The organism is Allobosea sp. P1_B10 (assembly GCF_056406735.1).
Genome location: NZ_JBFTZP010000005.1, coordinates 254293 through 278936, shown reverse-complemented (window position 1 = coordinate 278936; position 24644 = coordinate 254293). Strand labels below are relative to the sequence as shown.

Here is a 24644-nt window from a genome sequence, read left to right as displayed (position 1 = left end):
TAGAGGCCGACGACATCGCACATCCGTTCCCGTTGTCTATGTGGCGGCGTGGCGGATGACAACATGGCCCTTTGGCCCGACGCGGTGGCGGTGTTACGCAGGTTTGCGGGATGGAGAGCGGACGAATGACGGGTTTTGCGATGCGCGGCTTGGGTGCGGCACTGATTCTGGTCGCCGGCCTGAGCGTTGGCTCCGCAGCCCGGGCCCAGGACATGCAGGCTGGTGCCGTTACGGGGCTTCCGGTACCGCGCTACGTCAGCCTGAAATCGGACCGCGTGAATCTGCGCGAGGGCCCCTCGAAGGAACACCGCACGCGTTGGGTCTATCAGCGAGCCGGCCTGCCGGTCGAGATCGTGGCTGAGTTCGAGACCTGGCGGCGCGTGCGCGATGCCGATGGCGCCGAGGGCTGGGTGCTCCACAGCCTGCTGTCGGGCAGGCGCACCGCGCTGGTCGCGCCCTGGTCCAAGACCAAGAACGAAACCTTCGCATTGCGCGCTTCGGCCGATGAAAGCTCCGCAGAAATCGCCAAGCTGCAGCCTGGCGTCATCGCCAATGTCGCCAATTGCGCCAATGCCTGGTGCAAGGTCGGCATCGGCAAGGTCGAGGGCTATGTCCGCCAGGAGCGCCTCTGGGGCGTCTACCCCAACGAGAAGGTGGACTGAGCCCAAGCAGGCCCGGGCGCGGCGCGGTGAGGCGTCAGTCGGACCGCTTGCGCAGCCGCACCACCACGTCGACGCGGGCGATCTCGTAGCCCTCGGGCGGCTGCGGCAGCGCCGCAAGCTCGACCTCCGCCGCCGGAATGTCGAACACCGTGTTCTCGCCCTCGACGAGGAAATGATGGTGCTCGCTGTTGTCGGTATCGAAATAGGTCTTGGCGCCCTCGATCGCGAGTTCGCGCAGCAGGCCGGCTTCCGTGAACTGGTGCAGGGTGTTGTAGACGGTCGCGAGCGAAACCGGCACGCGCGCCTTCATCGCTTCCTCGAAGAGCATTTCCGCGCTGACATGCCGGTCGCCGCGGGCAAACAGCAGCCAGCCCAGAGAGACGCGCTGGCGTGTCGGCCGGAGGCCCGCACGGCGTAGACGCTGCCGAACATCGTGGAACAGACAGCCCTGCCCCATGTTCGATCCGTAGCCCTCGTCCTGGGAAACCAGATCGTTCATCGCGGCAGCAGACCTTAGTTTGGGGATGGCAGGCACAACTCTGCGCCAGGAACAGTTCACAACAAATGTAGGGCCTCGCCCCCCGCCCCGCAAGCGCGCGCCCTGCCCGGACTAGTCTGCTGGAGAGGTCTACAGCGTCGCAGGTGAGCTTCCGCTGTTCTGGTTTCCGTCGTCGCGGGGCGCAATTTCCCCGCGGGCGCCCGCGGGGCGGTGCGCGAGCCGGGCAACTCCCGGCCGCCACAGCTTGCCCGCCTGGCCGGCCTTCTGCACCTGCACACTTCCGTTACCGCTCAGCACCGTGTTAGGTGCGGGCGAAAGATCAGGTGAACCGCCGTCTCCCGGCGGCTGAAACGGAGCGGTATGGGAATGGAGCGGCAGTCGTCATTCAGCTATGAGGAAATCCTCAGCTGCGGTCGTGGAGAGCTCTTCGGGCCGGGCAATGCGCAATTGCCGCTGCCGCCCATGCTGATGTTCGACCGCATCACCGAGATCTCGGAAACCGGCGGGCCGAACGGCAAGGGTTTCGTGCGTGCCGAGTTCGACGTGCGGCCCGATCTCTGGTTCTTCGATTGCCACTTCAAGGGCGATCCGGTGATGCCGGGCTGCCTGGGCCTCGATGCGCTCTGGCAGCTCACCGGCTTCTTCCTGGGCTGGCTCGGACTGCCCGGCCGCGGCCGCGCGCTGGGTGTCGGCGAGGTCAAGTTCGCGGACCAGGTCCTGCCTTCGGTGAAGCAGGTCGTCTACGGCGTCGAGTTCAAGCGCGTCTTCAAATCGAAGCTCGTCCTTGGCATCGCCGATGGCTGGCTCGAGGCCGACGGCAAGCGCATCTATACGGTGTCTGACATGCGCGTCGGCCTGTTCAAGCCTGAAGGCGCCTGAGCAAAACCGAGGCACAAGCCTTGCGCTCGCGGGCCGCGCGGTCCATTTGCGCGGCAACGACGAAATGACAGGTCGGGACCGAAACGTCCCGACGGCTTTGAGAAACAGCCGGAGAAGCGAGCATGAGACGCGTTGTGGTCACCGGGATGGGCATCGTCTCATCGATCGGCAACAACACGCAGGAGGTGCTGTCCTCGCTGCAACAGGCGAAATCGGGCATTTCCTTCGTGCCGGAATTCGCCGAGCACGGCTTCCGCAGCCGTGTCGCCGGCGTACCGACGCTGGACCCCTCGACCGTGCTCGACCGGCGCGCCATGCGCTTCCATGGCGGCGGCTCCGCCTGGAACCAGGTCGCCATGGAACAGGCCATCGCCGATTCCGGCCTGGAGACCGGCGAGGTCAGCAATGAGCGCACCGGCATCATCATGGGCTCAGGTGGGCCCTCCACCCGCGCGCTGATCGACGCCTATGACAAGGCCGTCGAGAGCGGCTCGTCCAAGAAGGTCGGTCCCTTCGCCGTGCCCAAGGGCATGTCGTCGACGGCGTCCGCCACGCTCGCGACCTGGTTCAAGATCAAGGGCGTGAACTATTCGATCTCCTCGGCCTGCGCGACCTCGAATCATTGCATCGGCAATGCCTATGAGCTGATCCAGTGGGGCAAGCAGGACGTGATCTTCGCCGGTGGCTGCGAGGAGCTCGACTGGACGCTCTCCGTGCTGTTCGACGCGATGGGCGCGATGTCCTCCGACTACAACGACACCCCCGCGGTCGCCTCGCGCGCCTATGACCTCAAGCGCGACGGCTTCGTCATCGCCGGCGGCGCAGGCGTCGTGGTGCTGGAAGAGCTCGAGCACGCCAAGGCGCGCGGCGCGAAGATCTATGGCGAGATCGTCGGCTACGGCGCGACCTCGGACGGCTACGACATGGTCGCCCCCTCGGGCGAGGGCGCCGTGCGCTGCATGAAGATGGCCCTGCAGGGCGTCAACGCCAAGGTCGGCTACATCAACCCCCATGGCACCTCGACCCCGGTCGGAGACGCCAAGGAGATCGAGGCGATCCGCGAGGTCTTCGGCGCCGGCGAAAATAGCCCGCCGATCTCCGCCACCAAGTCGCTGACCGGCCATTCGCTCGGCGCCACCGGCGTCCAGGAGGCGATCTATTCGCTGCTGATGCTCAACAACGACTTCATCTGCGAGAGCGCCCATATCGAGGAACTCGATCCGGCCTTCGCCGACATGCCGATCGTGCGCAAGCGCATCGACAATGCCGGCCTTGGCTGCGTGCTCTCGAACTCCTTCGGCTTCGGCGGCACCAACGCCACTATCGTGATGAAGAAGCTGGAGGCCTGAGCCGGCATGCTGTTCATGGTGATCGAGCATTTCGATCAGGCGCGGGTCAAGGATATCTACCGGCGCTTCCATGAACACGGCCGCATGGCTCCCGAGGGCCTGACCTATGTCGATAGCTGGATTTCGGCGGATTTGAGCCGCTGTTTCCAGATCATGCAATGCGACGACGTCGCGCTGCTGCAGGAATGGGTGCTGGAATGGGCCGATCTCGCCCGCTTCGAGATCGTGCCGCTGGCCTCGTCCAAGGCAACGGCCGCCGCCGTGAAGAAGCATCTGTAGGCCGCGCCGGAAATAGCCGACCGGCCACGATGCCCCCTCGCCTTTTGCCGACTATGATCCTGCCCTAGAATTTCCCCGTATCAGTCTCCGAGACAGCCATGCTCCCCCTCATGCACAACAAGCGCGGCCTCGTCATGGGCGTCGCGAACCAGAATTCGATCGCCTGGGGCATCGCGCGCACCCTGCACGCCCATGGCGCGGAGATGGCCTTCACCTATCAGGGCGACGCGCTGGGCAAGCGCGTCAAGCCGCTGGCCGAGAGCATCGGCTCGAAGCTCGTCCTGCCCTGCGACGTCGAGGACCTCGGCACGGTCGACGCGGCCTTTGCCGCGATCGACGAGGCCTGGGGCGGCGACCCCGACCGCAACACGCTGGACTTCATCGTCCACGCCATCGGTTTCTCCGACAAGAATGAACTGAAGGGGCTGTACGCCGACACCAGCCGCGAGAATTTTTCGCGCACCATGGTGATCTCCTGCTTCTCCTTCACGGAAGCGGCAAAGCGCGCAGCCGAACGCATGCCCAAGGGCGGCAGCATGATCACGCTGACCTATGGCGGCTCGACCCGGATCATGCCGAACTACAACGTGATGGGCGTCGCCAAGGCCGCCCTTGAAGCCAGCGTACGCTATCTCGCGGGCGACTACGGTCCGCGCGGCATCCGCGTCAACGCGCTTTCGCCCGGGCCCGTGCGGACGCTTGCCGGCGCCGGCATCTCGGACGCGCGCGCGATGTATTCCTGGCAGCGCGCCAACTCGCCGCTGCGGAAATCGGTTTCGCTTGAAGAAATCGGCGGCTCGGCGCTCTATTATCTCTCGGATCTCTCGGGCGGTGTCACCGGCGACATCCATCATGTCGATGCCGGCTACCACATCACCTCGATGCCGGTGCTGGACGGCCTTCGCGCCGCCGACGCCGGAAACGGCGAGTAGGGAACCCTCGACCCTGCCTGCCGTTCTCTCCGCAAGCCAACAGGAGAACGCAATGGTCACGGTGAGATACGAAGTCGTCCAGCATGACGGCGGCTGGGCCTACAAGGTCGGCGACGCCCTGTCGGAGACTTTCGCGACGCACGATGCCGCGCACAAGGCTGCGACCCGTGCTGCCGCGCGCCAGACCCTGGCCGGCCAGACCGACGGAATCGTCTACCAGGACAAGGACGGCCAGTGGCACGAGGAACTCGCCGATGGCCGCGACCGGCCCTCGACGCGGGTTATCGACGGCGCCTGACCCGGCGCGCGGCCTAGCGCGCCGTGAAGAACGTCAGCAGCACCTTGCCCTTCTCGCCGATCAGGCAGAGGAAGCGGCGGGGTTTGTCCGAGCGGTCGGTACGCAGATAGGCCTCGCCCATGATGATGCGCTTGATCGGCGTATCCTCGACCTTGGTATCCGAGGTCGCGATGGTGGCGCCGTCCTCGTCGATATAGATGTCCTTGATCTCAGGCTCCTTGGCGGAAATCGCCTGCAGGGCCGTTGTCTTGCAGGACGCGATCTCCGTCGTCGCCGGCTTCTCCGACGGAACGCCCGAGGTGGGCCCGGCGGTCTGCGCAAGCGCGCCTCCCATCATCAAGGCGGATATCAGCAGGGCGGAGGCGGACAGGCGGATCATGGCGGGCACTCGCGTGTGGGGTGAGTGCTGAACGCGCAGCCTGCCGAAATGGTTGCCGAAGGGGGTCATCCCGAGCGCGCTGCGGCGCGCAGTGCCGCGCCGGAAAACGAAAATGCTCGCCCCGAGGGGCGAGCATCGTAACATTCGGAGAATGCTGAGCGCCCTTACAGGCCCAGCTTCTTCTTGCGCTGGCCGAGCGTGCGCAGGCGCAGCGCGTTGAGCTTGATGAAACCCGCGGCGTCGCGGTGGTCATAGGCCACGGCGCCTTCCTCGAAGGTCACCAGATCCTGATCGTAGAGCGAATAGGGGCTCGAACGACCGATCACATGCACGCCGCCCTTGTAGAGCTTGAGACGCACGGAGCCGGCCACGAATTCCTGGCTCTTGTCGATCAGCGCCTGCAGCATCTCGCGCTCCGGCGAGAACCAGAAGCCATTATAGATCAGCTCCGCATATTGCGGCATGAGCTGGTCCTTGAGATGGGCCGCGCCGCGATCGAGCGTGATCGACTCGATGGCGCGATGGGCCGCATGCAGGATCGTGCCGCCGGGCGTCTCGTACATGCCGCGCGACTTCATGCCGACGAACCGGTTCTCGACCAGGTCGAGCCGGCCGATGCCGTTGTCGCGGCCGAGATCGTTGAGCTTGGCCAGCAGGGTCGCCGGCGAAAGCGTTTCGCCGTCGATGCCGACGGCATCGCCCTTCTCGAACTCGATCGAGATCACGGTCGGCTTGTCCGGGGCATCCTCGGGCGAGATCGTGCGCGAATAGACGTAATCGGGCACCTCGATTGCGGGATCCTCGAGCACCTTGCCCTCCGAGGAGGCGTGCAGCAGGTTGGCGTCGACCGAGAACGGGGCCTCGCCGCGCTTGTCCTTGGCGATCGGGATCTGGTGCTGTTCGGCAAAGGCGATCAACTGCTCGCGCGAGCGCATGTCCCATTCGCGCCAGGGCGCAATCACGACGACGTCGGGCTTCAGCGCATAGGCTGTCAGCTCGAAGCGGACCTGGTCGTTGCCCTTGCCGGTCGCACCATGCGAGACGGCGTCGGCGCCGAGCTTCTCGGCGATCTCGATCAGCTTCTTGGCGATCAGCGGACGCGCGATCGAGGTGCCAAGCAGATAGACGCCTTCATAGGCGGCATTGGCGCGGAACATCGGGAAGACGTAGTCGCGCACGAACTCCTCGCGCAAATCCTCGATGAAGATGTTCTCGGGCTTGATGCCGAGCAACAGCGCCTTGTCGCGTGCCGGGCCGAGTTCCTCGCCCTGCCCGAGATCGGCTGTGAAGGTGACGACTTCGCATTGATAGGTCGTCTGCAGCCACTTCAGAATGATCGAGGTGTCGAGCCCGCCGGAATAGGCGAGTACGACCTTCTTCACGCTTTTATCGGTCATTTGATCATGTCCTGCTGGTGCAGCCGGCCGGCAGCCGGAATTTGAACGCAATGGCGCACTATCCCACGCGTGGGGGCGACGCAATCGGAACCTTATGATCGATAGCGCGTCTTGCATTGATGGATCGATGTTGAAGACGCTGTTCGGGGCACGACTGAGCCGACCTCCCACACTTGCGGTCGCACGCATGCCGGCAGAAGCTGGCTGGGCGCGACTCGAATCTGGATCACTGACCTGGAGGCGGAATGCCGAATCGTCCTGTCCTGGACTTCTGGTATGAGTTCGCGTCGACTTATTCCTGCCTGAGCGCGCTGCGGATCGAGGCCAAGGCCGAAGAGGCCGGTGTCGAATTGCGCTGGCGCCCGTTCCTGCTCGGCCCGATTTTCGCGGCGCAGGGCTGGAGCAGCTCGCCTTTCAATCTCTATCCCAGCAAGGGCCGCTATATGTGGCGCGACGTCGCCAGGCGCGGCGGCCGCAACGGCTTGACCATCGTCCGGCCCGAGAGCTTTCCCCAGAACTCCCTGATCGCAGCGCGTCTGGCCTTGGCCGGGCGCGAAGCGGGCTGGATGCCTGCCTTCTCGAAGGCGCTCTTCAGGGCCGAATTCTGCCAGGGCAAGAACATTGCCGAGGAGGCCGTCCTCAACGCCGCGCTGCGTGAGGCGGGAGCCGACCCCGGCGTGGCCTTCCCCGCGTCGCGCAGCGAAGAGGTGAAGGGCCGCCTCAAGGCCGAAACCGAATTCGCCAAATCGCGCGGGATCTTCGGCGCGCCGACCTTCGTCACGCAGGACGGGGAATTGTTCTGGGGCGACGATCGCCTCGAAGAGGCGCTCGTCTGGGCCCGCGACGGCCGCTGAGATCAGCTGCCCGGGGGGCGGGCCCACGGTCCGCGCATCGTCGGTTCCCCTCGCGCGGCGGATTCCTCGACCATATCGGGAAGCGTCTGGCGTTCGTTGAGCTTCGGAGGGTGCGGCGGCATCGCCGGCACGCGTCCGCCGGCCGTTTCGACCAAGGCCTGGACGCGCTTGGTGATTGAGGGATGCGTAGAGAACAGGTCGGCGAAATCGTCGGGATCGTTCTCGAAGCACATGTCCATGACGCCCGAGGGCACATCGTCGATGTCGGCGCGCCCCGCGATCTTGAGCAGGGCCGAGATCATGGCGTCTGGGTTCTTCGTCAGCTCGACGGCCCCCGCATCCGCCAGATATTCGCGAGATCGCGACAGCGACAGCCGGATCAGCACCGCCAGCAGCCAGGATAGCGCGATCACGGCAAAGCCGATCAGGACCGCGATGCCGCTGCCCTTCTTGCTGTCGTCGGAGGAGGAGACTCTCACACGGCCGAGATTGCGGAAGATCACCTCTCCGACGAGCGAGATCACGCCCGCGATCACCACGGCGACGATCATCAGCCGAACATCGCCGTTGCGGATATGGGTCAGCTCATGGGCCAGCACCGCCTCGACCTCCGCATCGTTGAGCTGGTCGAGCAGGCCGCGCGTCACGCTCACGGTGAACTGCTTGTCGTTGACGCCGCTGGCGAAGGCGTTCAGCGCCTCGCTCTCGACGATGGCGAGCTTTGGCATCGTCAGCCCGCGCGAGATGCAGAGGTTCTCGAGCATCCGGTAGAGCTTTGGATTGTCCTCACGGGTGACGCCCTTGGCGCCGGAGACCGCGCTGATGATCCCGACATTGATCTTGAAGCCGATAAAGACCCAGACAGCCGTGGCAGCCGAGATGAAGGGCCACAGGCTCCAGAACAGGCCCCACGCCTCCTCGAAGACGCTGCGCCCGCGTGGCACCCCGCCATAGCCCAGCCCGACCAGGATCAGCCCCCAGCTCGTCAGGTAGACGAGCAGGAACAGCCCTGCGATCAGGCAATTCGACCGGATCCGGTTATTGCGCTGGTGCGTGTAGAGCCCGAAGGCCTGCCCCGTCATCGTGGCGGCTCCGTTGCCCGGTGCGGAAGCCTAGAACTTCACGCTCGGCGCGACGTCGATTTCGGCCCGCTTGGCCTCACCGACATCGAAGAACTCGCGCTCCTTGAAGCCCATCTGCGGCGCAAACAGCACCGCCGGGAAAGCCTGGATCGCCGCGTTGAACTCGCTCACTGCGTTGTTGAAGAAGCGCCGCGCAGCCGCGAGCTTGTCCTCGACATTGCCGAGGTCGAGCTGCAGCTGCTGGAAATTCGCGCTCGCCTTGAGGTCGGGATAGGCCTCGCCCAGCGCCAGCAGGCGCCCCACCGCCCCCGACAATTGCTGCTCGGCCGCGGCCGTCGCCTGCACGCCGGTCGCGCCCTGTGCGGCGTTGCGTGCCGAGATCACGGCGTCGAACGTCGACTTCTCGTGCGAGGCATAGCCCTTCACGGTCTCGATCAGGTTCGGGATCAGGTCGTGGCGCTGCTTCAGCTGCACGTCGATATCGGCGAAGGCCTGGCCGACGCGCTGCCGCATCGCGACCAGACCGTTATAGGTCATGATGACATAGCCGACGACGAGCGCCAGCAGCCCCAAGATCACCCAGCCCATTGCGCGCTCCCCTGCCGCAGCCCCGTCAGCCGCAACCTTGCATGAAGGGCGACATCGGGGAAGCGGCTATCGCGCGGGGCTCAGCCGGCCGGATGACCGTCGGCGTGATAGGCCGCCAGCACCTCCTCGGGGGCGCCGTCCATCATCAGCCGACCACCCTTCATCCAGAGCGTTCGGTTGCAGAAGCGCTTGATCGAGCTGTTGTCGTGGGAGGCGAGGAAGACGATGCTCGCCTTGTCAATCATGCTGTGCAGGCGTGTCTCGGCGCGCTCTGCGAAGGCTGCATCGCCGACACCGATGACCTCGTCGAGGATCAGGATGTCGGGATGCACCGCCGTGCTGACGCCGAAGGCCAGCCGCAGCATCATGCCGCTCGAATAGGTCCGGATCGGCAGGTCCAGGAATTCGCCGAGCTCGCTGAACTCCTCGACATCGGCGGTGATCGCCTTGGCCTGCCTGGCGTCCAACCCAAGCATGATCCCGCGCATGATGATGTTCTCGTAGCCGGTCGCGTCATTATCCATGCCCATCGACAGGTCGATCAGCGAGGAGACGCGGCCGGTGATCGAGACCGTGCCGGAGGTCGGCGGATAGACCCGGCTGAGCACGCGCAGCAGCGTCGTCTTGCCTGCGCCATTGCCGCCGACGAGGCCGATCCGGTCGCCGTCCCTGGCCTCGAAGGAGACCTCGTTCAGCGCCTTGATGACCTGCGTGCTCTTGTCGCGCGCATTTTCCAGCCCGCCGCCGACGGTGCGGCGCAGGATTTCGCTCTTCAGTGCCCGGCCGCGCGAGTTATAGACCGCGAGTTCGACGCTGGTCCGGTCGAGGATGATATGGGCCATGCGAACCTCAGAGCCAGTAGACGACGCGGTGCGAATAGCGGCCCGCGAAGTTGAGTGTGATCGTCCAGCCGACGATCAGCAGCCCCAGCAGGATGCCGTAGGAGCTCAGATGCGGCAGGTTGCCGAGCAGCGGCTCCCGCATCACGTCGAGCATGCTGGCGAAGGGGTTCAGGATCAGGATCGGATGGTCGACCCGCAGCTGCGAGGGCTTGAAGATCACCGGCGAGACGAAGAACGCGACCTGCACGATGCTGGCGACGATCTGCGGGATATCGCGGAAGCGCGCCGACAGGATCGCCAGCAGGTAGCCGATCCAGGCCAGGTTCGCGAGCACCATCAGGAGGCCGGGCACGAACAGCAGCGTGTGCCAGTTCAGGGGAGAGCCGAGCGCCACGAACAGGATCGGCAGGATCACCAGGTTATGCGCGAAGACGATCAGGTTCCGCGTGAGCGTGCGCAGGAGATAGGTGAAGCGCGGCAGCGCGATCTGCCGGATGATGTTCTCGTTCTCGGTGAAGCTCGTGCAGCTCTCGTTGATCGTCTGCGAGATCAGCCCCCAGAGCACGAGCCCGGTGCCGAGATGCGGCAGGTAGGACGCCATCGGCGTGTTGAAGAGCGAGGCGTAGACGATGCCCAGGCCCAGGATCATCACCGCCATGCTCAGTGTCAGCCAGAGCTGCCCGACGCGCGAGCGCCGATAGCGCCGCACCACGTCGTTCTTGGACAGCATCCACCACATGCGCCATGAGCCGAAGCCGCCGATGACGTCGGCTGCTCCGTTTGCGACAAACCGCATGTAATTCGTCTCCTGACCGGGGCTCGCCGCCGCAGTCCCGTTAATGGGCGCCACGTCGGCGCCGGGGTCAAACCATGATCGCCGGAGCTTGGCAAGATCGCTGCCCGACAGCCGCTCCCGTCAGCACCGACACTATGGCGCCACCAAGGCCTGCGGGCGCTTTTACGCGTCCGAGCCCTTGGCGATCGCCTGGCGCAGCCGCGCGATCGCCTCATTGGCGCCGACGCTGAGCGCGAGATCCTTGGCCTCGGCATCCTTCGCCAGCAGCTCGAGCACGCCTGCGACGCTGATCTCGCCCTGGCTGGCGGTCAGCTTCAGCACGGCGTTGCCGAGCACGTTGGGCCAATAGGCCGCAGCCCCCTTGGCCAGCCCCTTGGCCTTGCGGCCTTCGAATTCCTGGGCAAGCTGTTCGGGCGTTTTTCTGGCCATGGCGGCGGCTCCGTCTGATCTCTGTTGCGGTCTCCTACCACCCAAAGCCCGCTTGCGCCTCCCCCTTAGCGTCGCGGCCCCCTTCACCGTCATGGTCGCCCTCGTGGCGACCATCCATGTCTTCTCCCCGCAAGGAAGACGTGGATACCCGGGACAAGCCCGGGCATGACGAGAGCACCCCTTCCCCAGCGCCAATGCCTCTCCTGCACACCCGCCCCGAGCGAAAGGCGGTTGCGCGATGCGCCGCGCCGGGGCACCAGCCGCGCCTCACGCTTCGCCACGCCAGGTTACCCATGTCCCTGCCCGCCCGCACCGCCCTCGCGACGCTCGCCTGCCTCATGCTGGCAGGACCGGCCGAAGCCGGCATCTCCGACCGCGAGATGAGCTGCGCGCAATATCTCAAGGCCGGTGGCAAGGCTGCCCGCAGCGGCTGGCCGCCTGCGGTCGAGGCCCGCATCAGGCGCTTCTGCGCCGCCAACCCGCAGATGAAGGCGATCGACGCCGAGATGACGGTGACGGGGGATTGAGGGAACGGCGACGCCTCTTCCCGTCTCCCTTCACCGTCATGGTCGCCCTTGTGGCGCCCATCCACGTCTTCACGCGTGTCGGGAGGAAGACGTGGATGCTCGGGACAAGCCCGAGCATGACGAAACACCCGCCCGCGTTCGCACGCGGCGGTTTTCTTAGCGAGGGGCAGCGGAGCGCCGCGCGGCGCAAGGGATATCCGCGTCCTCGTGCCAGGGCGCGGCGCGGACAGATTGAGCCACTGTCCGCACGCCGCGTGGCGCTCCGCTCGTCGGCGATTTGACGACTCCGGGCCGCGCTTATCGGGCGGGGCGGATCGATGAGCCCGGCTTCGACGCCAGTGTCCCCTTGCGGGGCGTCGCGTCGTCGCCGGATCGCATCGTCTCCGGCCCTCACCCTCCAGCGAGCTCCTCGCACAGGGGCCGTAGTACCCCCAGGGCGGTGCCCCGAAGCCTCCCGAGTCCAGCGTGCAAGGCTGGCCGCAGGCGCCGCCCCCATCCCGACCCACGGCATGCCTCCGGACGGCCGCCCCTCGGGGATGAGGTGGGGCGAGTATGGGTGTGGGTGTGGGAGGCGGGGATAAGACGCCGATACTATTCTCCCGGGCGGGCCAAGGACATAGGTTCCGGACAAGCGACCAGATTCGGCTCCCAATTGGCTGTAACGAGGTGAAGCGCCGCTCTCATGCTGACACATATGCCTCTCTTCGATGCCGTGCTGCGGAAGACTATAACGCTTACCAGATAACGTTAAGATTTCGCCTCATGGTTACTCTGCAAAAAGTCGACGATCGCAGATGTAATAGAGCGTCCGAGATTAGTCAATTCTCCGGAATGTATATATTTATCATAGTACATGCTGATAGCAAAATCTGGTTCAAGATTAATAGCCACAAGGTCGACACCAGATTTATCCGATATCCATCGCGACGTATCTCTCAAATGAGAAGAGAGAATCTTCTGGCGATTGGCCACCATAGTCGAATCATCGACAGGAGCGCCGTCGCTAATTACCAAGATCAATTTGTATTTCTTGCCAAAGTTATTAATTCGTTCGCAAGCCCAAAGCAGCGCTTCACCGTCAATGTTCTCTTTAAGGATACCATCCCTAGTCATCAGACTGAAATTTCTACTTGCATCAGAAAATCGCTTCGAAAAATCCTTATATATTATGTGCCTAATGTCATTCAGGCGCCCCGGAAGCTGAGGCGAACCGTCCTGCTGCCACCGCACTCGGGAAAACCCACCTTTCCACGCCTTTGTGGTATAACCAAGAACTTCGACAGAGATTTCAAATTTATCAAGCATCTCAGAAACAATGTAAGCCCAACATGCAGAATTAATAATCTTTTCTCCGCGCATACTGCCCGAATTATCAACTAATATAGATACGGAAAAATCAGATAGCCCGTCACACTTACTGAGGTATTGGGCAAATTCAGATATTACACCCCCATCTCGCGTCGAAACTCTAGATACAACACTCTTGACATACCGACTAAGCTTCGTCAGCTCATCCTTGGAAGACAGATCTTCAGCATGAATCTCTTCATCGTAGATTTTAGTATACGCGTAATACCTCTCTAGGTCTAAATCTTTGGTTCGCAGAAAAGTTTTCGCAGCGCCGTATCTAAGAGCTGGCACAAACGGCAAGAAATCCTCGTTACGCTTCCCAGATTCTGGCGGCGGCGGCGGTGGCGGCGGAGGGACAAGTTTTGAGGCTTCTATTACCGCCTCGATCTCCTTCATGGCGCGCTTGATGCTCTCTGCCATCGCCGCGATCGAGCGCCCGACGTCAGCATCAGTGATTGGCAGAAACCGCAGAGAGCGCCAGTCCGCCCAATTTCGGGATGCCACCACCTTCGCAATGGCATCGTCTCCCACCTCGATAGAATCCGATATAACATCTGAATGAAGATAATAAATTGGAAGTATTAAACGGTCATCACCGAGCTGCTTCTCTCTCAGAAGAAATCTATCAAATTCTTCACGGCAAGATTTACTATTAAAATAAGATGGAGTGATAATCGGTATAAGAAATGTAACACTCAACAACGTACCTTCAAGCCTCTCTTTCCATTTCTGCCCCCATTTAATATCATTCTTATCTTGAAATATCTTAAATGCCTTGCCTGTATGCATTCGAACCTCACCTTCCAATCTCTCACGGAAGGCGGTAATACGTCCGCGATCATGTTCGTCGTCCGACCGAACATAACTCAGGAAAGCGATTGGTGCGTCTATTTCCATTTACTGAATCTCTGGTGGCTTTGACCATATTTCGAGAATCCGACCGCACTTCTATGGCGGACACACCCATACGTGAGGCTAGCTCATATTTTCTTTACATTGCAATGTGAGGCGAGCCGCAGTCGATATCCGACCCTGCGATGGGGGCGCACTCCACCTTGACTCCCCCCACCCTCCGGCTCTACCCCCATCGACGGGACACGCCGCCCCAACGCGGCGCGCCCATCTGTAAGGATGGAGACATCGATGGTGAATACGATTCCGGCAGCGCGCCCGCGCGTGCCCAATTTCTCGTCTGGCCCCTGCGCAAAGCGCCCCGGCTGGTCACTCAAGGGCCTGGCTGACGCCCCGCTTGGTCGCTCGCACCGCGCAAAAATCGGCAAGGACAAGCTCAAGCTCGCGATCGACCTGACGCGCGAAATCCTGCAGGTGCCGGCCGATTACCGCATCGGCATCGTGCCGGCCTCCGACACCGGCGCCATGGAAATGGCGATGTGGTCGCTGCTCGGCGCCCGCGGCGTCGACATGGTCTCCTGGGAGAGCTTTGGCGAGGGCTGGGTCACCGACGTCGTCAAGCAGCTGAAGCTCGAAGACGTGCGCGCCATCAACGCGCCCTATGGCGAACTGCCGAACCTGAAGAAGGTCGACAGCAAAAACCGCGACGTCGTCTTCACCTGGAACGGCACGACGTCGGGCGTGCGCGTGCCGGATGCCAGCTGGATCGCCGGGGACCGCGAGGGTCTGACGATCTGCGACGCGACCTCGGCCGCCTTCGCGCAGCGCCTCGACTGGCAAAAACTCGATGTCACGACCTTCTCCTGGCAGAAGGTGCTGGGCGGCGAGGCCGCGCATGGCATGATCATCCTGTCGCCGCGCGCGGTGGAGCGCCTGACGACCTACAAGCCGGCCTGGCCGCTGCCAAAAATCTTCCGCATGACCTCGGGCGGAAAACTGATCGAGGGCATCTTTGTCGGCGAGACCATCAACACGCCGTCGATGCTGGCGGTCGAGGACTATATCGACGCGCTGCAATGGTCTCAGAAGGTCGGCGGTCTCGACGGGCTGGTGAAGCGCGCCGATGCGAATTTCCGCGTGCTGGCGAAATTCGTGAAAGAGAACGACTGGATCGACTTTTTGGCGGTGAAGCCGAAGACGCGCTCCAACACCTCGGTGTGCCTCAAATTCACCGACCCGGCCGTGACGTCGCTGCCGGCGGATGCCCAGGCGGCGTTTGCCAAGCAGGTCGTGGCGATCATCGAGAAGGCCGGCGCGGGCTATGACCTCGGCCATTACCGCGACGCCCCTCCCGGCCTGCGCATCTGGTGCGGCGCGACCGTGCAGGCGCGCGACCTCAAGGCGCTGACGCCCTGGATCGCCTATGCGTTTGCCGAGGCCAAGGCGGCGCTGGGCAAGAAGGCGGCCTGAGGCGAAAGCCCTGTCATTCTGCGGCGCGCTGCAGGCGCGCCCGGAACCTTCACCCCGAACCTGAACCGTCATTGCGAGACGCGAAGCGACGAAGCAATCCAGGAGGACGTAGCGCACTGCCGCTCCTGGATTGCTTCGCTTCGCTCGCAATGACGGAAAGGTCCTCGACCTCCCTTCACGCAGGCGAAGCGCCATCGAGCGCCGCGCTGCCGGAGCGCTTTCATGACAGCCCCAAAAGTCCTGATTTCCGACGCCCTCTCCCCCGCCGCCGTCCAGATCTTCAAAGATCGCGGCATCGACGTGACCTTCGATCCCAGCCTCGGCAAGGACAAGGAGAAGCTCGCCGCCATCATCGGCGACTATGACGGCCTTGCCATCCGCTCCGCCACCAAGGCGACCGCAAAGCTGCTGGAGGCCGCGACCAAGCTGAAGGTCATCGGCCGCGCCGGCATCGGCGTCGACAATGTCGAGATCCCGGCCGCCACCGCCCGCGGCATCATCGTGATGAACACGCCCTTCGGCAATTCGATCACCACCGCTGAGCACGCCATCGCGATGATGTTCGCGCTCGCCCGCCAGATCCCTGCGGCGGATGTCTCGACCCAGGCCGGCAAGTGGGAGAAGACGCGCTTCATGGGCGTCGAGATCACCGCCAAGACGCTGGGGCTGATCGGCTGCGGCAATATCGGCGCGATCGTCGCCGAGCGGGCTGTGGGCCTGAAGATGCGTGTCGTCGCCTATGACCCCTATCTCTCGACTGAGCGCGCCGTGCAGCTCGGCGTCGAGAAGGTCGAGCTCGACGAGTTGCTGAAGCGCGCCGACTTCATCACGCTGCACGTGCCGATGACCGAGAAGACCAAGAACATCCTCTCGGCGGAGAACCTCGCCAAGACCAAGAAGGGCGTGCGCATCATCAACTGCGCCCGCGGCGGGCTTGTCGACGAGCAGGCGCTGGCCGACCTCATCAAGTCGGGCCATGTCGCCGGCGCCGCCTTCGACGTGTTCTCGGCCGAGCCGGCCGAGAACAACCCGCTCTTCGGGCTGGAGAACGTGGTCTGCACGCCGCATCTGGGCGCCTCGACCAACGAGGCGCAGGAGAATGTCGCGCTGCAGGTCGCCGAGCAGATGTCGGATTATCTGCTGAAGGGCGCGATCACCAACGCGGTAAACTTCCCCTCGATCTCGGCCGAGGAAGCCCCGCGGATCAAGCCCTTCGTGGCGCTGGGCGAAAAGCTCGGCTCGTTCCTGGGCCAGCTGACCGAGGCTTCGGTCAAGGGCATCCGGATAGAGTATGAGGGCGCCGTCGCGCATCTCAACCTGAAGGCGATCTCGGCTGCCGCCATCACCGGCGTGCTGCGGCCCTTCCTGCCCGAGATCAACATGGTCAACGCCGCCATGATCGCCAAGGAGAAGGGCATTGTGGTCGAGGAGCTGACCCGCGAGGTCGCCGGAAACCTCGAGAGCGTGATCCGCATCTTCGTCGAGGCGCAGGACATGACGCGCCACGCTTCCGGCACGGTGTTCCAGGACGGCAAGCCGCGCATTGTCGAGATCCGCGACATCCAGGTCGACGCGGAATTCGCGCCGCACATGCTCTATGTCCGCAACGCCGACAAGCCGGGCTTCATCGGCCAGTTCGGCTCGCTGCTGGGCTCGGCCGGCGTCAATGTCGCGACGTTCTCGCTCGGCCGCGACAAGCCGGGCGGAGACGCGATCTGCTACGTCGCCGTCGACGAGGCGATCTCGGATGAATTGCTGGCAAAGATCCACGAGATCCCGATGGTGAAGCGGGCCCGCCGCCTGCAGTTCTGACGTCGCAGCGCGGCTCTTCGACCCCTCAACGGGGATCCGGGGCCGCGCCGACAAGGCGCAGTTGCTGCGCGGCTTCGGCCATGGCCGGCGCAGGATCCGGCTGGACGGTACCGATCACGCTTTGGTTCCGTCCGGCCAGCTTGGCCTTGTAGAGCAGCTCGTCGGCCTCCTTGAGGAGAAGACGGGGCGAGGCCCCGTCGCAGCTGCCCACAGTCACGCAGCCGCAACTCACGGTCAGCAGGCCCGTGGGCGAGCAGACATGCTGGATCCCGCGCTCTGCCACGCTGGCGATCAAGCGGTCGAGCAGCGGGCCGGGGTTGGTGGTGTCCATCAGGACGAAGGCGAACTCCTCGCCGCCATAGCGGGCCACCAGGTCCGATTTCCGCACGACCGATTTCAGCACGCTCGCGACCTCGCGCAACGCGGCATCGCCCTTGAGATGGCCGTAACGGTCGTTATAGGCCTTGAAATTGTCGACATCGACCATGCCGACGCAGATCGCGCGCGCATGCTCCTTGGCGTCGCGACAGATCCGCGCCAGTTCCCTGTCGAGATGGCGGCGGTTGGCGATCCCGGTCAGCGGGTCCTCGAGGCTCTGCCGGGCGAGCGACATCTTTTCCGCCTCGAGCTCGCGATTGCTTTCGAGCAGGGCCTGCTCGCTGCGCAAGGCCTCGGTGATATCGACGACAAAGCCGATCGCACGGATCAACTCGCCGGCCGGGTTCCTGATCAGCGAGGCCGCCGAGCGCAGCCAGCGGATCTCGCCATTGGGGCGGATGATCCGAAACTTGATGGCGTAGTCGCGCCCTGTCGACCCAAGCTCCCCGGCGGTGTCGGTGACCTCGGTGGCGCGTTCAACGTCGTCGGGATGAATGAAGGGGCGGAACGCGTCCAGCGTGCCGATCGGCGTGGCGGGATCGCGACCCATGATCCGGTACCAGCCATCGTCGCATTGCAGCCTGCCCTGCAGGATATCGAAATCCCAGATGCCGAGCCCGCCGACGCGCGTCGCGATCATCAGTCGCTTCTCGCTTTCGCGCAGCAGCTGCAACGCCTCCTGCTCGGCTGTCACCTCCCGCGACACGCACAGGATCGCGCTCGGCTTCATGTCGTGGCCGATGACGGGCGTCAGCATGTTGTCCCAATGGACCGGCTTCTGACCCGGCAGCTCGCTGCGCCCCGCGAACCGGGCGAAGGAGCCCGCCCGAGCCAAAGCCAATGCGTGCTCGCCCGCCGCGCGCACCTCCGGCTGCAGCAGGGGCAGCCACGCCATGCCGAAGCCTGAATCCTCCGCGACGCCGAGCGCCAGGCAGCCCGCCTTGTTCATGTGCAACAGCGTGCCATCGAGCGCGATCAGCTTGATGCAATCGACGCTGCCAMTGAGCATGTCGGTCTGCATCTCGGCATGGTGGCGCAGCCGCGCTTCGCTTTCCCTGAGGTCGTGGATGTCGGCGGCGATGCAGAGCCAGCCGCGCGGTCCCTCTCCCCCCTTGTCCAGCGGATGCAGCGTGAGGCGATGCCAGCGCGAACAACCTGAGACCTCGGGAAGGCGGCATTCGATGTCGAGGCGCTCGCCCACGGATGTGCCCTGACGCAGACTCGCCACGGCCGCGGCGCCATCCCGCGCATCGATCAGGCGCTCGAAGGGGACGGATCGGCCATCGGAGCCGCCGAGGCCCGCACGCGCCCGCCAATCGGAGTTGAGGTGAACGACATGGCCATCAGGATCCAGAATGCATGCCGGGGACGACAGTATGTCGACCATACTGGAAAAACCAGACTTACCCATCGTAATGCCTTCGAGGCCTGAAACCGGACCACCACAAATATTGGCAAGCAATCGCCAGATTGCTTGCTTGGTACTATGCACTCTATTCTATGCCGATAGGCAAGTCGCCTCCTGGCCCGAACCGCGCCCATCGAACAGATCGTGCTAGAGGCCGGCAGGCAAGCTGACCTACGTCAGATGTACCGCAGATGTACGGACGAATGCCTCCACGCGCCGCGCCACATGGGCCGGCTATCGTGTCGCCACAATTGACCCCACCTTCGCGAGCCACCGACTTCGACCGGAGGATACCGCCTGTGTTGACCGCCCTGCGCCTGATCGCCCCCGTCCTGCTCGGCCTCGCCGCGACGCCAACACTCGCCGGCTGGGACAAGGCGGCGCTCGATCGGGAGGTCGCAACCCTTGAGACCCGGTCCCAAGGCCGGCTCGGAGTGGCGCTGATCGACCTCGGTGATCACGCGACCTGGTCGCATCGCGGCGCCGAGAGCTTTCCGATGCAGAGCGTCTTCAAGCTGCCTCTCGCCGTCGCGGCGCTGCAGGCTGTCGAGGCGGGACGTTTCAGGCTCGACCAGCCGATCACCGTCACCCGCAAGGATTTCTCGCTCTACCACAGCCCCCTGGCCAAGGCGTTCAAGGGCGAGCGCAACGCGTATCCCCTGCGCGAACTGATCCGGCTTGCGGCCGAGGAAAGCGACAACACCGCCGCCGACCTGCTGATGCGCTGCATTGGCGGCCCCCAGGTCGTGACGAAGATGCTCAGGGAGGGCGGCATCGCCGGCATCTCCGTGGATCGCTACGAGCGCGATTTCCAGCCCGAGGTCTTCGGCCTGCCCGGCTTCGGCTGGGATGTCGCCATCGACGAGCCCGCTTATCGCGCCAGGCTCAAGGCTCTCGCGCCCGACAAGAGGCAGGCTGCGTTGGCGGTGGCGCTCAAGGACAAGCGCGATTCCGCAACGCCGGACGCGTCGGTCGCCTTCCTCGAAGCGCTGGCTCGCGGCAATTGGCTGCGCGAGCCCGCGCACGGCGCTTTCCTCGACGCGGCGATCACGCAGACCAGGAGCGGCCCTGATCGCATTCGCGCCGGCCTGCCCAAGGCGGCGCGGCTGGCCCACAAGACGGGACTCGGGCTGACAATGGACGGCGTCAACCACGCCACCAACGACATCGGCATCGTCACGCTGCCCGACGGACGACGCTTCGCGATCGCGATCTATCTCGCTGGCTCGATGGCGGATGCCAAGACGCGCGAGGCCGTCCATGCAGCCGTGGCGAAGGCAGCGGTCGCGGCCCTGCGCTGACGCAGCCTCCGGTCATTGCGAGGAGCGCAGCGGAGAAGCAATCGAGGGGACGTAGCGCTCTGCCGTTCCTGGATTGCTTCGCTTCGCTCGCAATGACGATGGCGCGCCGAAGCTCTCAGCGACGCTTGCCCATCCGCTCGGCGATGAAGATACCGCCGAGCACCAGCGCCAGCGCCACGCCATGATAGAGCGAGAGCTGCTCGCCCAGGATGAACACCGCCAGAATCGGCGCGAAGATCGGCACCAGGTTAACGAAGACGCCGGCCCGGCCCGGCCCGATGAGCTCCACCGCGCGCAAAAAGAAAAGCTGAGCGAAGATCGAGGGGCCGATCGCGACGAAGGCGAGGATGAGCCAGCCATTCGCCGTCGGCCAGAGCACATTGCCGGTCGCGACCTCGATGGCGAGCAGCGGCAGCGAGACGAAGCAGGCGACGATGGCGAGCGCGGTGAAGAAGACGAGGCCCGGCACCGCGGGACGCGAGCGGATCGCGACCGTGTAGCCGGCATAGAAGGTGCAGGCCAAGATCATCCAGAGGTCGCCGGGAACGAAGGCGAGCTGCGACAGCACATGACAGTCGCCGCGGCTCGCAACCACCGCGACGCCGAGCAAGGTTACCAGCACACCCAGTGCCTGGAGCGCCCCGATCGGCGTGCGATAGGCGAGATAGGCGCCGACGAGCACGAAGATCGGGATCGAGCCCTGCAGGATCCCGATATTGATCGCCGTCGTCGAATAGGCCGCGAGATACATCACCGCGTTGAAGGCGGTGAACCCCATCGTGCCCATCGCCAGGATGAAGACCCAGCGCGCCTTCAGCACCGGCCAATGCGCCCGCAGCTGATCGCGCATGGCGAAGGGCATCACCGCGCAGACAAAGACCCAGCGCAGCGAGGTCAGCGCCATTGGCGAGATCTCGCCGACCGCGAGCCGGCTGGCGACGGCATTGCCGCCCCACATCAGCGTCGTCAGGATCAGGAGCAGATAGGCATTGCCCCACAGGCGCTGCGGCAGCGTCTTCTCGACGAGCGGGGATTGAGCTGGAGACACTGGATTCTGGCCTGTCGGCGATAGGTCGGGTCACTGCAATAGCCTTGCACGGCCTTCACGTCATGTGAGATGAGGCGCAAGGCCGTCCCCCGGCCGACGCATCCCTGCCCGACGCACAGCTCCCCGGCGACCCCCGACATGATCCAGACTGCCAGCCGCCCGCTCCGCCTGCTCGTCGTCGACGGCAACACCCGCGAGCAACGCGACAACCACGCAGCCGGCTACCGCGGCCTGTCGCCCGCGGCCGCCTATGCCGAGGAGGTGACGGCGATCGTGCCCGACGCGATCACCGACATCTGCCTGCCGGCCGATGACGGCGCCAACCTGCCCGACGGTGCCGGCCTGCAATCCTATGACGGCATATTCCTGACCGGCTCGGCTCTGCACATCTATCATGACGACCCCGCGATCACGCGGCAGGTCGAGCTGATGCGCGCGATCTATGCCAGCGGCACGCCGAGCTTCGGCTCATGCTGGGGCATCCAGATCGGCACGGTTGCAGCCGGCGGAACGGTCACAGCCAATCCCAGGGGCCGCGAGGTCGGGTTTGCGCGCAGGATCACCCTGACGGAGGCCGGGCGGACGCATCCGCTGCTGGCCGGGCGCCCGCTTGCCTTCGATGCCCCGGCGATCCACCTCGACACCGTCGTCCAGCCGCCGGCCAGCGCCACGGTGCTCGCCGGCAACGCCTACAGCACCGTGCATGCCTGCGAGATCGCGCAGGATGGCGGGCTGTTCTGGGGCGTGCAATACCACCCCGAATTTCCGCTGCGCCAGGTCGCCTCGATCCTGGGCCGCATGAAGCCGATCCTCGTCCAGGAAGGATTTCGCAGGGACGAAGCGGCAGCCTCGCAATGGCTCGACGAACTCGTCACGCTCGACGCGGACCCTGCCCGCCACGACCTCGCCTGGGCCCATGGCCTCGACGAGGAGGTGCTGGACGATGCCAAGCGGGTGACGGAACTCCGGAACTTCCTTGCCCACCGCGTGAAACCCCATGCAAGCGCGAGAGGGCGCGCCTGAGGGCGGGTCTCAGCGCGTCGTTGCCACGACATCCGCGCGCGGCGAGCGCCTTAACGCCAACCCGACGCCGCTGAGCGTGAGGACGATGGCGCATAGCTCTCGCGCGCCGAGGCTGTCCCCGAGCAGCGGAACCGCCGAGAGCGCCCCGATGACCGGTACGAGCAGCATCCCGGCCGCGGCGACAGAGGCCGGCAGGCGCCGCAACGCGCCGAACCAGGTCAGGTAACACAGCGCCATCGGGCCGGCCGCCATGTAGGCCAGCCCGCAGAGGCCGGGCAGCGACAGCGCCGTGATGCGCGGCTGTTCCAGCCACAGTCCCAGCAGCACCATGGGCAGGCAGCCCAACGCGACATGCCAGGCCGTCAGCGCGGTCGGCGAGGTGGTGATCGGCATGCGCGAGGTTACGGTGCCGAAGGCAAACAGCATCGCCGCCGCCAGCGCAAACAGGATACCGGGCAGCTTGCCGGCGGCGATGTCGGGGCCGCCCATCAGCACCACCAGGCCGGCGAGCCCGAGCGCCAGCGCGATCAGGCTACGCCTCGTCGGGCGCTCGCCGAGCAGCGGCCAGGCGAGCAGCATCGCCCAGAGCGGCATCGAATAGGCGATCAGCGCGCCTTCCGAGACCTTGAGCCAGTTCAGCGCCAGGGCGGTGAACCCCATCCAGGCGAAGACATTCGTGCCGGCGGCCACGGCGAGCCGGAGGCGCAGGCCGCGCGGCACGGCAAAGCTTTCGCCGCGCCGCAGGGCGACGGCCGCCAAAGCGAGCGCGCCCAGCAGCCCGGCGGTGCCGCGCGCGAACAGAGGCGGCCAGTCCTGCAACACGAACTTCAGGACCGACCAGTTCAGCCCCCAGCCAATGGCCGTGACCACCAGAAGAAGCTGCCCGGTCCGGTCGCCGCCGGACGGGTGCGCCGCTGTCGCCTCGATGCCCATGGCGGCGCCCCTTGGCTTTACGCGTGACCGGCCTTGAGGGCCTGGTCGAGATCGTCATAGAGGTCGCCGACGTCCTCGATCCCCGTGGACAGCCGCAGCAGGTCCGTCGGGCAGGGCGAGCCCGGCCCCTCGATCGAGGCGCGGTGCTCGATCAGGCTCTCGACGCCGCCCAGCGAGGTCGCGCGCTTGTAGAGCTCGACATGGGCGGCGGCCTTGATCGCCGCGCCCTCGCCGCCCGTGACCTGCACCGACAGCATGAAGCCGAACCCGCCCGCCATCTGGCGCGCCGCGATGTCGTGGCCGGGATGCTGCGGCAGGCCGGGATAGAGCACGCGTGCCACCAGGGGATGCGCCGAGAGTTTTTGGGCCAGCGTCATGGCGGAAGCAGACTGGCGCTCCTGCCGGACATGCAGCGTGCGCAGGCCGCGCATCAGGAGATAGGCCTCGAACGGCCCCAGGATCCCGCCCTGCATCTTGCGCACGGTCTTGATGCGGTTCCAGAATTCGTCGTCCTCACGCGCGCAGAGCGCCCCGGCGACCACGTCGGAATGGCCGTTCAGCACCTTTGTCGCGGCATGCATGACGATGTCGGCGCCCAGCGCCAGCGGCTGGGTGTGCACCGGCGAGGCACAGGTGGAATCGATCGCAAGCTTCGCCCCCGCCGCATGCGCGATCTCCGCGGCACCGGCGATGTCGGTGATCGTCCAGAGCGGGTTCGAGGGCGTCTCGGCCCAGACCAGTTTTGTCACGCCGGGCTTCACGGCGGCCTTCAGCGCCACGAGGTCGTCGGTCTCGACGAAATCGATCTTCAGGCCCCAGCGCGTCGCTTCCGTCAGGAGCCAGGCCCGCAGCGCCCAGTACATCACCTTCGAGGCCACGACATGGTCGCCCGGCGACAGCGCCTGGAACACGGCGGTCGCCGCCGCCATCCCGGAGCCGAAGAGGAGCGCGCCGGCCTGCGCCTGCTCGAGCATGGCCAGCACACTCTCGGCCTCGCGCACCGTCTCGTTATCGGGCCGGCCATAGACGAAGCCTGAGGAATAGGCGTTGTCGGGGTCGCGGATGAACGTCGTCGCGATGTGGATCGGCGTCACCACCCCCTTCGTCTGCGGATCGATCTTGCCCATCGCCTGCGCGGCGAGGGAACGGGGATGAAGCGGGCGCTGGGACATGATTGCATTCCGTCGCCCATGCTCAGATCCGGCCGATCCGGTCTTGCTCACCTGGGCTGCCGCTCATCTTGCGCGGAAACGCGTGGCCATTTTCGCAGACTTTGG

General features: G+C 64.9%; 25 protein-coding genes. 12 read left to right on the top strand and 13 right to left on the bottom strand.

What is annotated here, in order from left to right:
• Positions 1–125 precede the first annotated feature (125 nt).
• Entirely contained in the window at positions 126–662 is a 537-nt protein-coding gene (locus AC1D2L_RS14235) for an SH3 domain-containing protein (protein WP_476846519.1), read from the top strand.
• 34 nt (positions 663–696) lie between these two features.
• Here AC1D2L_RS14235 and irrA read toward each other — a convergent pair whose 3' ends face one another.
• Positions 697–1161 carry an iron response transcriptional regulator IrrA gene (irrA, locus tag AC1D2L_RS14230; RefSeq protein ID WP_476846518.1) on the bottom strand — a complete coding sequence of 155 codons (465 nt, stop codon included), beginning with the start codon at positions 1159–1161 and terminating at the stop codon, positions 697–699.
• Between the two features lie 366 nt (positions 1162–1527).
• Here irrA and fabA point away from each other — a divergent pair, with 366 nt between their 5' ends.
• The 5 genes from fabA to AC1D2L_RS14205 all read left to right on the top strand — a co-directional run bounded on the left by fabA (position 1528) and on the right by AC1D2L_RS14205 (position 4898).
• Positions 1528–2040, top strand: a complete 513-nt coding sequence (gene fabA, locus AC1D2L_RS14225; protein ID WP_476846517.1) for a 3-hydroxyacyl-[acyl-carrier-protein] dehydratase FabA — start codon at positions 1528–1530, stop codon at positions 2038–2040.
• A gap of 122 nt (positions 2041–2162) precedes the next feature.
• Positions 2163–3389, top strand: a complete 1227-nt coding sequence (gene fabB, locus AC1D2L_RS14220) for a beta-ketoacyl-ACP synthase I (protein ID WP_476846516.1) — start codon at positions 2163–2165, stop codon at positions 3387–3389.
• Positions 3390–3395: 6 nt separating this feature from the next.
• Positions 3396–3668, top strand: coding sequence for a DUF3303 domain-containing protein (locus tag AC1D2L_RS14215; RefSeq protein WP_476846515.1), 273 nt, complete (start codon positions 3396–3398; stop codon positions 3666–3668).
• A gap of 98 nt (positions 3669–3766) precedes the next feature.
• On the top strand, positions 3767–4600 hold the full coding sequence (gene fabI, locus AC1D2L_RS14210) for an enoyl-ACP reductase FabI (RefSeq protein WP_476846514.1): 834 nt from the start codon (positions 3767–3769) through the stop codon (positions 4598–4600).
• Positions 4601–4652: 52 nt separating this feature from the next.
• A complete protein-coding gene (locus AC1D2L_RS14205; RefSeq protein WP_476846513.1) occupies positions 4653–4898 on the top strand; it encodes a DUF2188 domain-containing protein in 246 nt (81 codons plus the stop codon).
• A gap of 13 nt (positions 4899–4911) precedes the next feature.
• On the opposite strand, the gene AC1D2L_RS14200 is transcribed toward AC1D2L_RS14205, so the two are convergent.
• On the bottom strand, positions 4912–5277 hold the full coding sequence (locus tag AC1D2L_RS14200) for a hypothetical protein (protein WP_476846512.1): 366 nt from the start codon (positions 5275–5277) through the stop codon (positions 4912–4914).
• A 164-nt stretch (positions 5278–5441) separates the two neighbouring features.
• Positions 5442–6674 carry an argininosuccinate synthase gene (locus AC1D2L_RS14195; protein ID WP_476846511.1) on the bottom strand — a complete coding sequence of 411 codons (1233 nt, stop codon included), beginning with the start codon at positions 6672–6674 and terminating at the stop codon, positions 5442–5444.
• Positions 6675–6919: 245 nt separating this feature from the next.
• Here AC1D2L_RS14195 and AC1D2L_RS14190 point away from each other — a divergent pair, with 245 nt between their 5' ends.
• Positions 6920–7528: a DsbA family protein gene (locus AC1D2L_RS14190; protein WP_476846510.1), complete on the top strand. Its 609-nt coding sequence runs from the start codon at positions 6920–6922 to the stop codon at positions 7526–7528.
• Positions 7529–7530: 2 nt separating this feature from the next.
• Here the strand turns inward: AC1D2L_RS14190 and AC1D2L_RS14185 are convergent, their stop codons facing one another.
• The 5 genes from AC1D2L_RS14185 to AC1D2L_RS14165 all read right to left on the bottom strand — a co-directional run bounded on the left by AC1D2L_RS14185 (position 7531) and on the right by AC1D2L_RS14165 (position 11265).
• Positions 7531–8610 (bottom strand): M48 family metallopeptidase, encoded by a 1080-nt coding sequence (locus AC1D2L_RS14185; RefSeq protein WP_476846509.1) that lies wholly within the window; start codon positions 8608–8610, stop codon positions 7531–7533.
• A 30-nt stretch (positions 8611–8640) separates the two neighbouring features.
• Positions 8641–9198: a LemA family protein gene (locus AC1D2L_RS14180; RefSeq protein WP_476846508.1), complete on the bottom strand. Its 558-nt coding sequence runs from the start codon at positions 9196–9198 to the stop codon at positions 8641–8643.
• 80 nt (positions 9199–9278) lie between these two features.
• Entirely contained in the window at positions 9279–10040 is a 762-nt protein-coding gene (locus tag AC1D2L_RS14175; RefSeq protein ID WP_476846507.1) for an ABC transporter ATP-binding protein, read from the bottom strand.
• 7 nt (positions 10041–10047) lie between these two features.
• Positions 10048–10836, bottom strand: coding sequence for an ABC transporter permease (locus tag AC1D2L_RS14170; protein WP_476846506.1), 789 nt, complete (start codon positions 10834–10836; stop codon positions 10048–10050).
• 162 nt (positions 10837–10998) lie between these two features.
• Complete coding sequence (locus tag AC1D2L_RS14165) at positions 10999–11265, bottom strand: hypothetical protein (protein ID WP_476846505.1); 267 nt, start codon at positions 11263–11265, stop codon at positions 10999–11001.
• Positions 11266–11558: 293 nt separating this feature from the next.
• Between AC1D2L_RS14165 and AC1D2L_RS14160 the strand changes: the two genes are divergently transcribed.
• Positions 11559–11792 (top strand): hypothetical protein, encoded by a 234-nt coding sequence (locus tag AC1D2L_RS14160; protein WP_476846504.1) that lies wholly within the window; start codon positions 11559–11561, stop codon positions 11790–11792.
• Between the two features lie 747 nt (positions 11793–12539).
• On the opposite strand, the gene AC1D2L_RS14155 is transcribed toward AC1D2L_RS14160, so the two are convergent.
• Positions 12540–14039: a cobaltochelatase CobT-related protein gene (locus AC1D2L_RS14155; protein ID WP_476846503.1), complete on the bottom strand. Its 1500-nt coding sequence runs from the start codon at positions 14037–14039 to the stop codon at positions 12540–12542.
• A 249-nt stretch (positions 14040–14288) separates the two neighbouring features.
• Between AC1D2L_RS14155 and AC1D2L_RS14150 the strand changes: the two genes are divergently transcribed.
• Complete coding sequence (locus AC1D2L_RS14150) at positions 14289–15464, top strand: phosphoserine transaminase (RefSeq protein ID WP_476846589.1); 1176 nt, start codon at positions 14289–14291, stop codon at positions 15462–15464.
• 222 nt (positions 15465–15686) lie between these two features.
• A complete protein-coding gene (gene serA, locus AC1D2L_RS14145; RefSeq protein ID WP_476846502.1) occupies positions 15687–17276 on the top strand; it encodes a phosphoglycerate dehydrogenase in 1590 nt (529 codons plus the stop codon).
• Between the two features lie 25 nt (positions 17277–17301).
• Here serA and AC1D2L_RS14140 read toward each other — a convergent pair whose 3' ends face one another.
• Entirely contained in the window at positions 17302–19041 is a 1740-nt protein-coding gene (locus AC1D2L_RS14140) for a diguanylate cyclase (RefSeq protein WP_476846501.1), read from the bottom strand.
• A 320-nt stretch (positions 19042–19361) separates the two neighbouring features.
• Here AC1D2L_RS14140 and bla point away from each other — a divergent pair, with 320 nt between their 5' ends.
• Positions 19362–20363 (top strand): class A beta-lactamase, encoded by a 1002-nt coding sequence (gene bla / locus AC1D2L_RS14135; RefSeq protein ID WP_476846500.1) that lies wholly within the window; start codon positions 19362–19364, stop codon positions 20361–20363.
• A 115-nt stretch (positions 20364–20478) separates the two neighbouring features.
• On the opposite strand, the gene AC1D2L_RS14130 is transcribed toward bla, so the two are convergent.
• Positions 20479–21411: a DMT family transporter gene (locus tag AC1D2L_RS14130; protein WP_476846499.1), complete on the bottom strand. Its 933-nt coding sequence runs from the start codon at positions 21409–21411 to the stop codon at positions 20479–20481.
• 138 nt (positions 21412–21549) lie between these two features.
• Here AC1D2L_RS14130 and AC1D2L_RS14125 point away from each other — a divergent pair, with 138 nt between their 5' ends.
• Positions 21550–22434 (top strand): type 1 glutamine amidotransferase, encoded by an 885-nt coding sequence (locus AC1D2L_RS14125; protein WP_476846498.1) that lies wholly within the window; start codon positions 21550–21552, stop codon positions 22432–22434.
• Positions 22435–22443: 9 nt separating this feature from the next.
• Here AC1D2L_RS14125 and AC1D2L_RS14120 read toward each other — a convergent pair whose 3' ends face one another.
• The gene (locus AC1D2L_RS14120) at positions 22444–23367 is read right to left on the bottom strand and encodes a DMT family transporter (RefSeq protein WP_476846497.1); all 924 of its coding nucleotides are present in this window, start codon (positions 23365–23367) and stop codon (positions 22444–22446) included.
• A 17-nt stretch (positions 23368–23384) separates the two neighbouring features.
• Entirely contained in the window at positions 23385–24539 is a 1155-nt protein-coding gene (locus AC1D2L_RS14115; protein ID WP_476846496.1) for a trans-sulfuration enzyme family protein, read from the bottom strand.
• Positions 24540–24644: the final 105 nt, after the last annotated feature.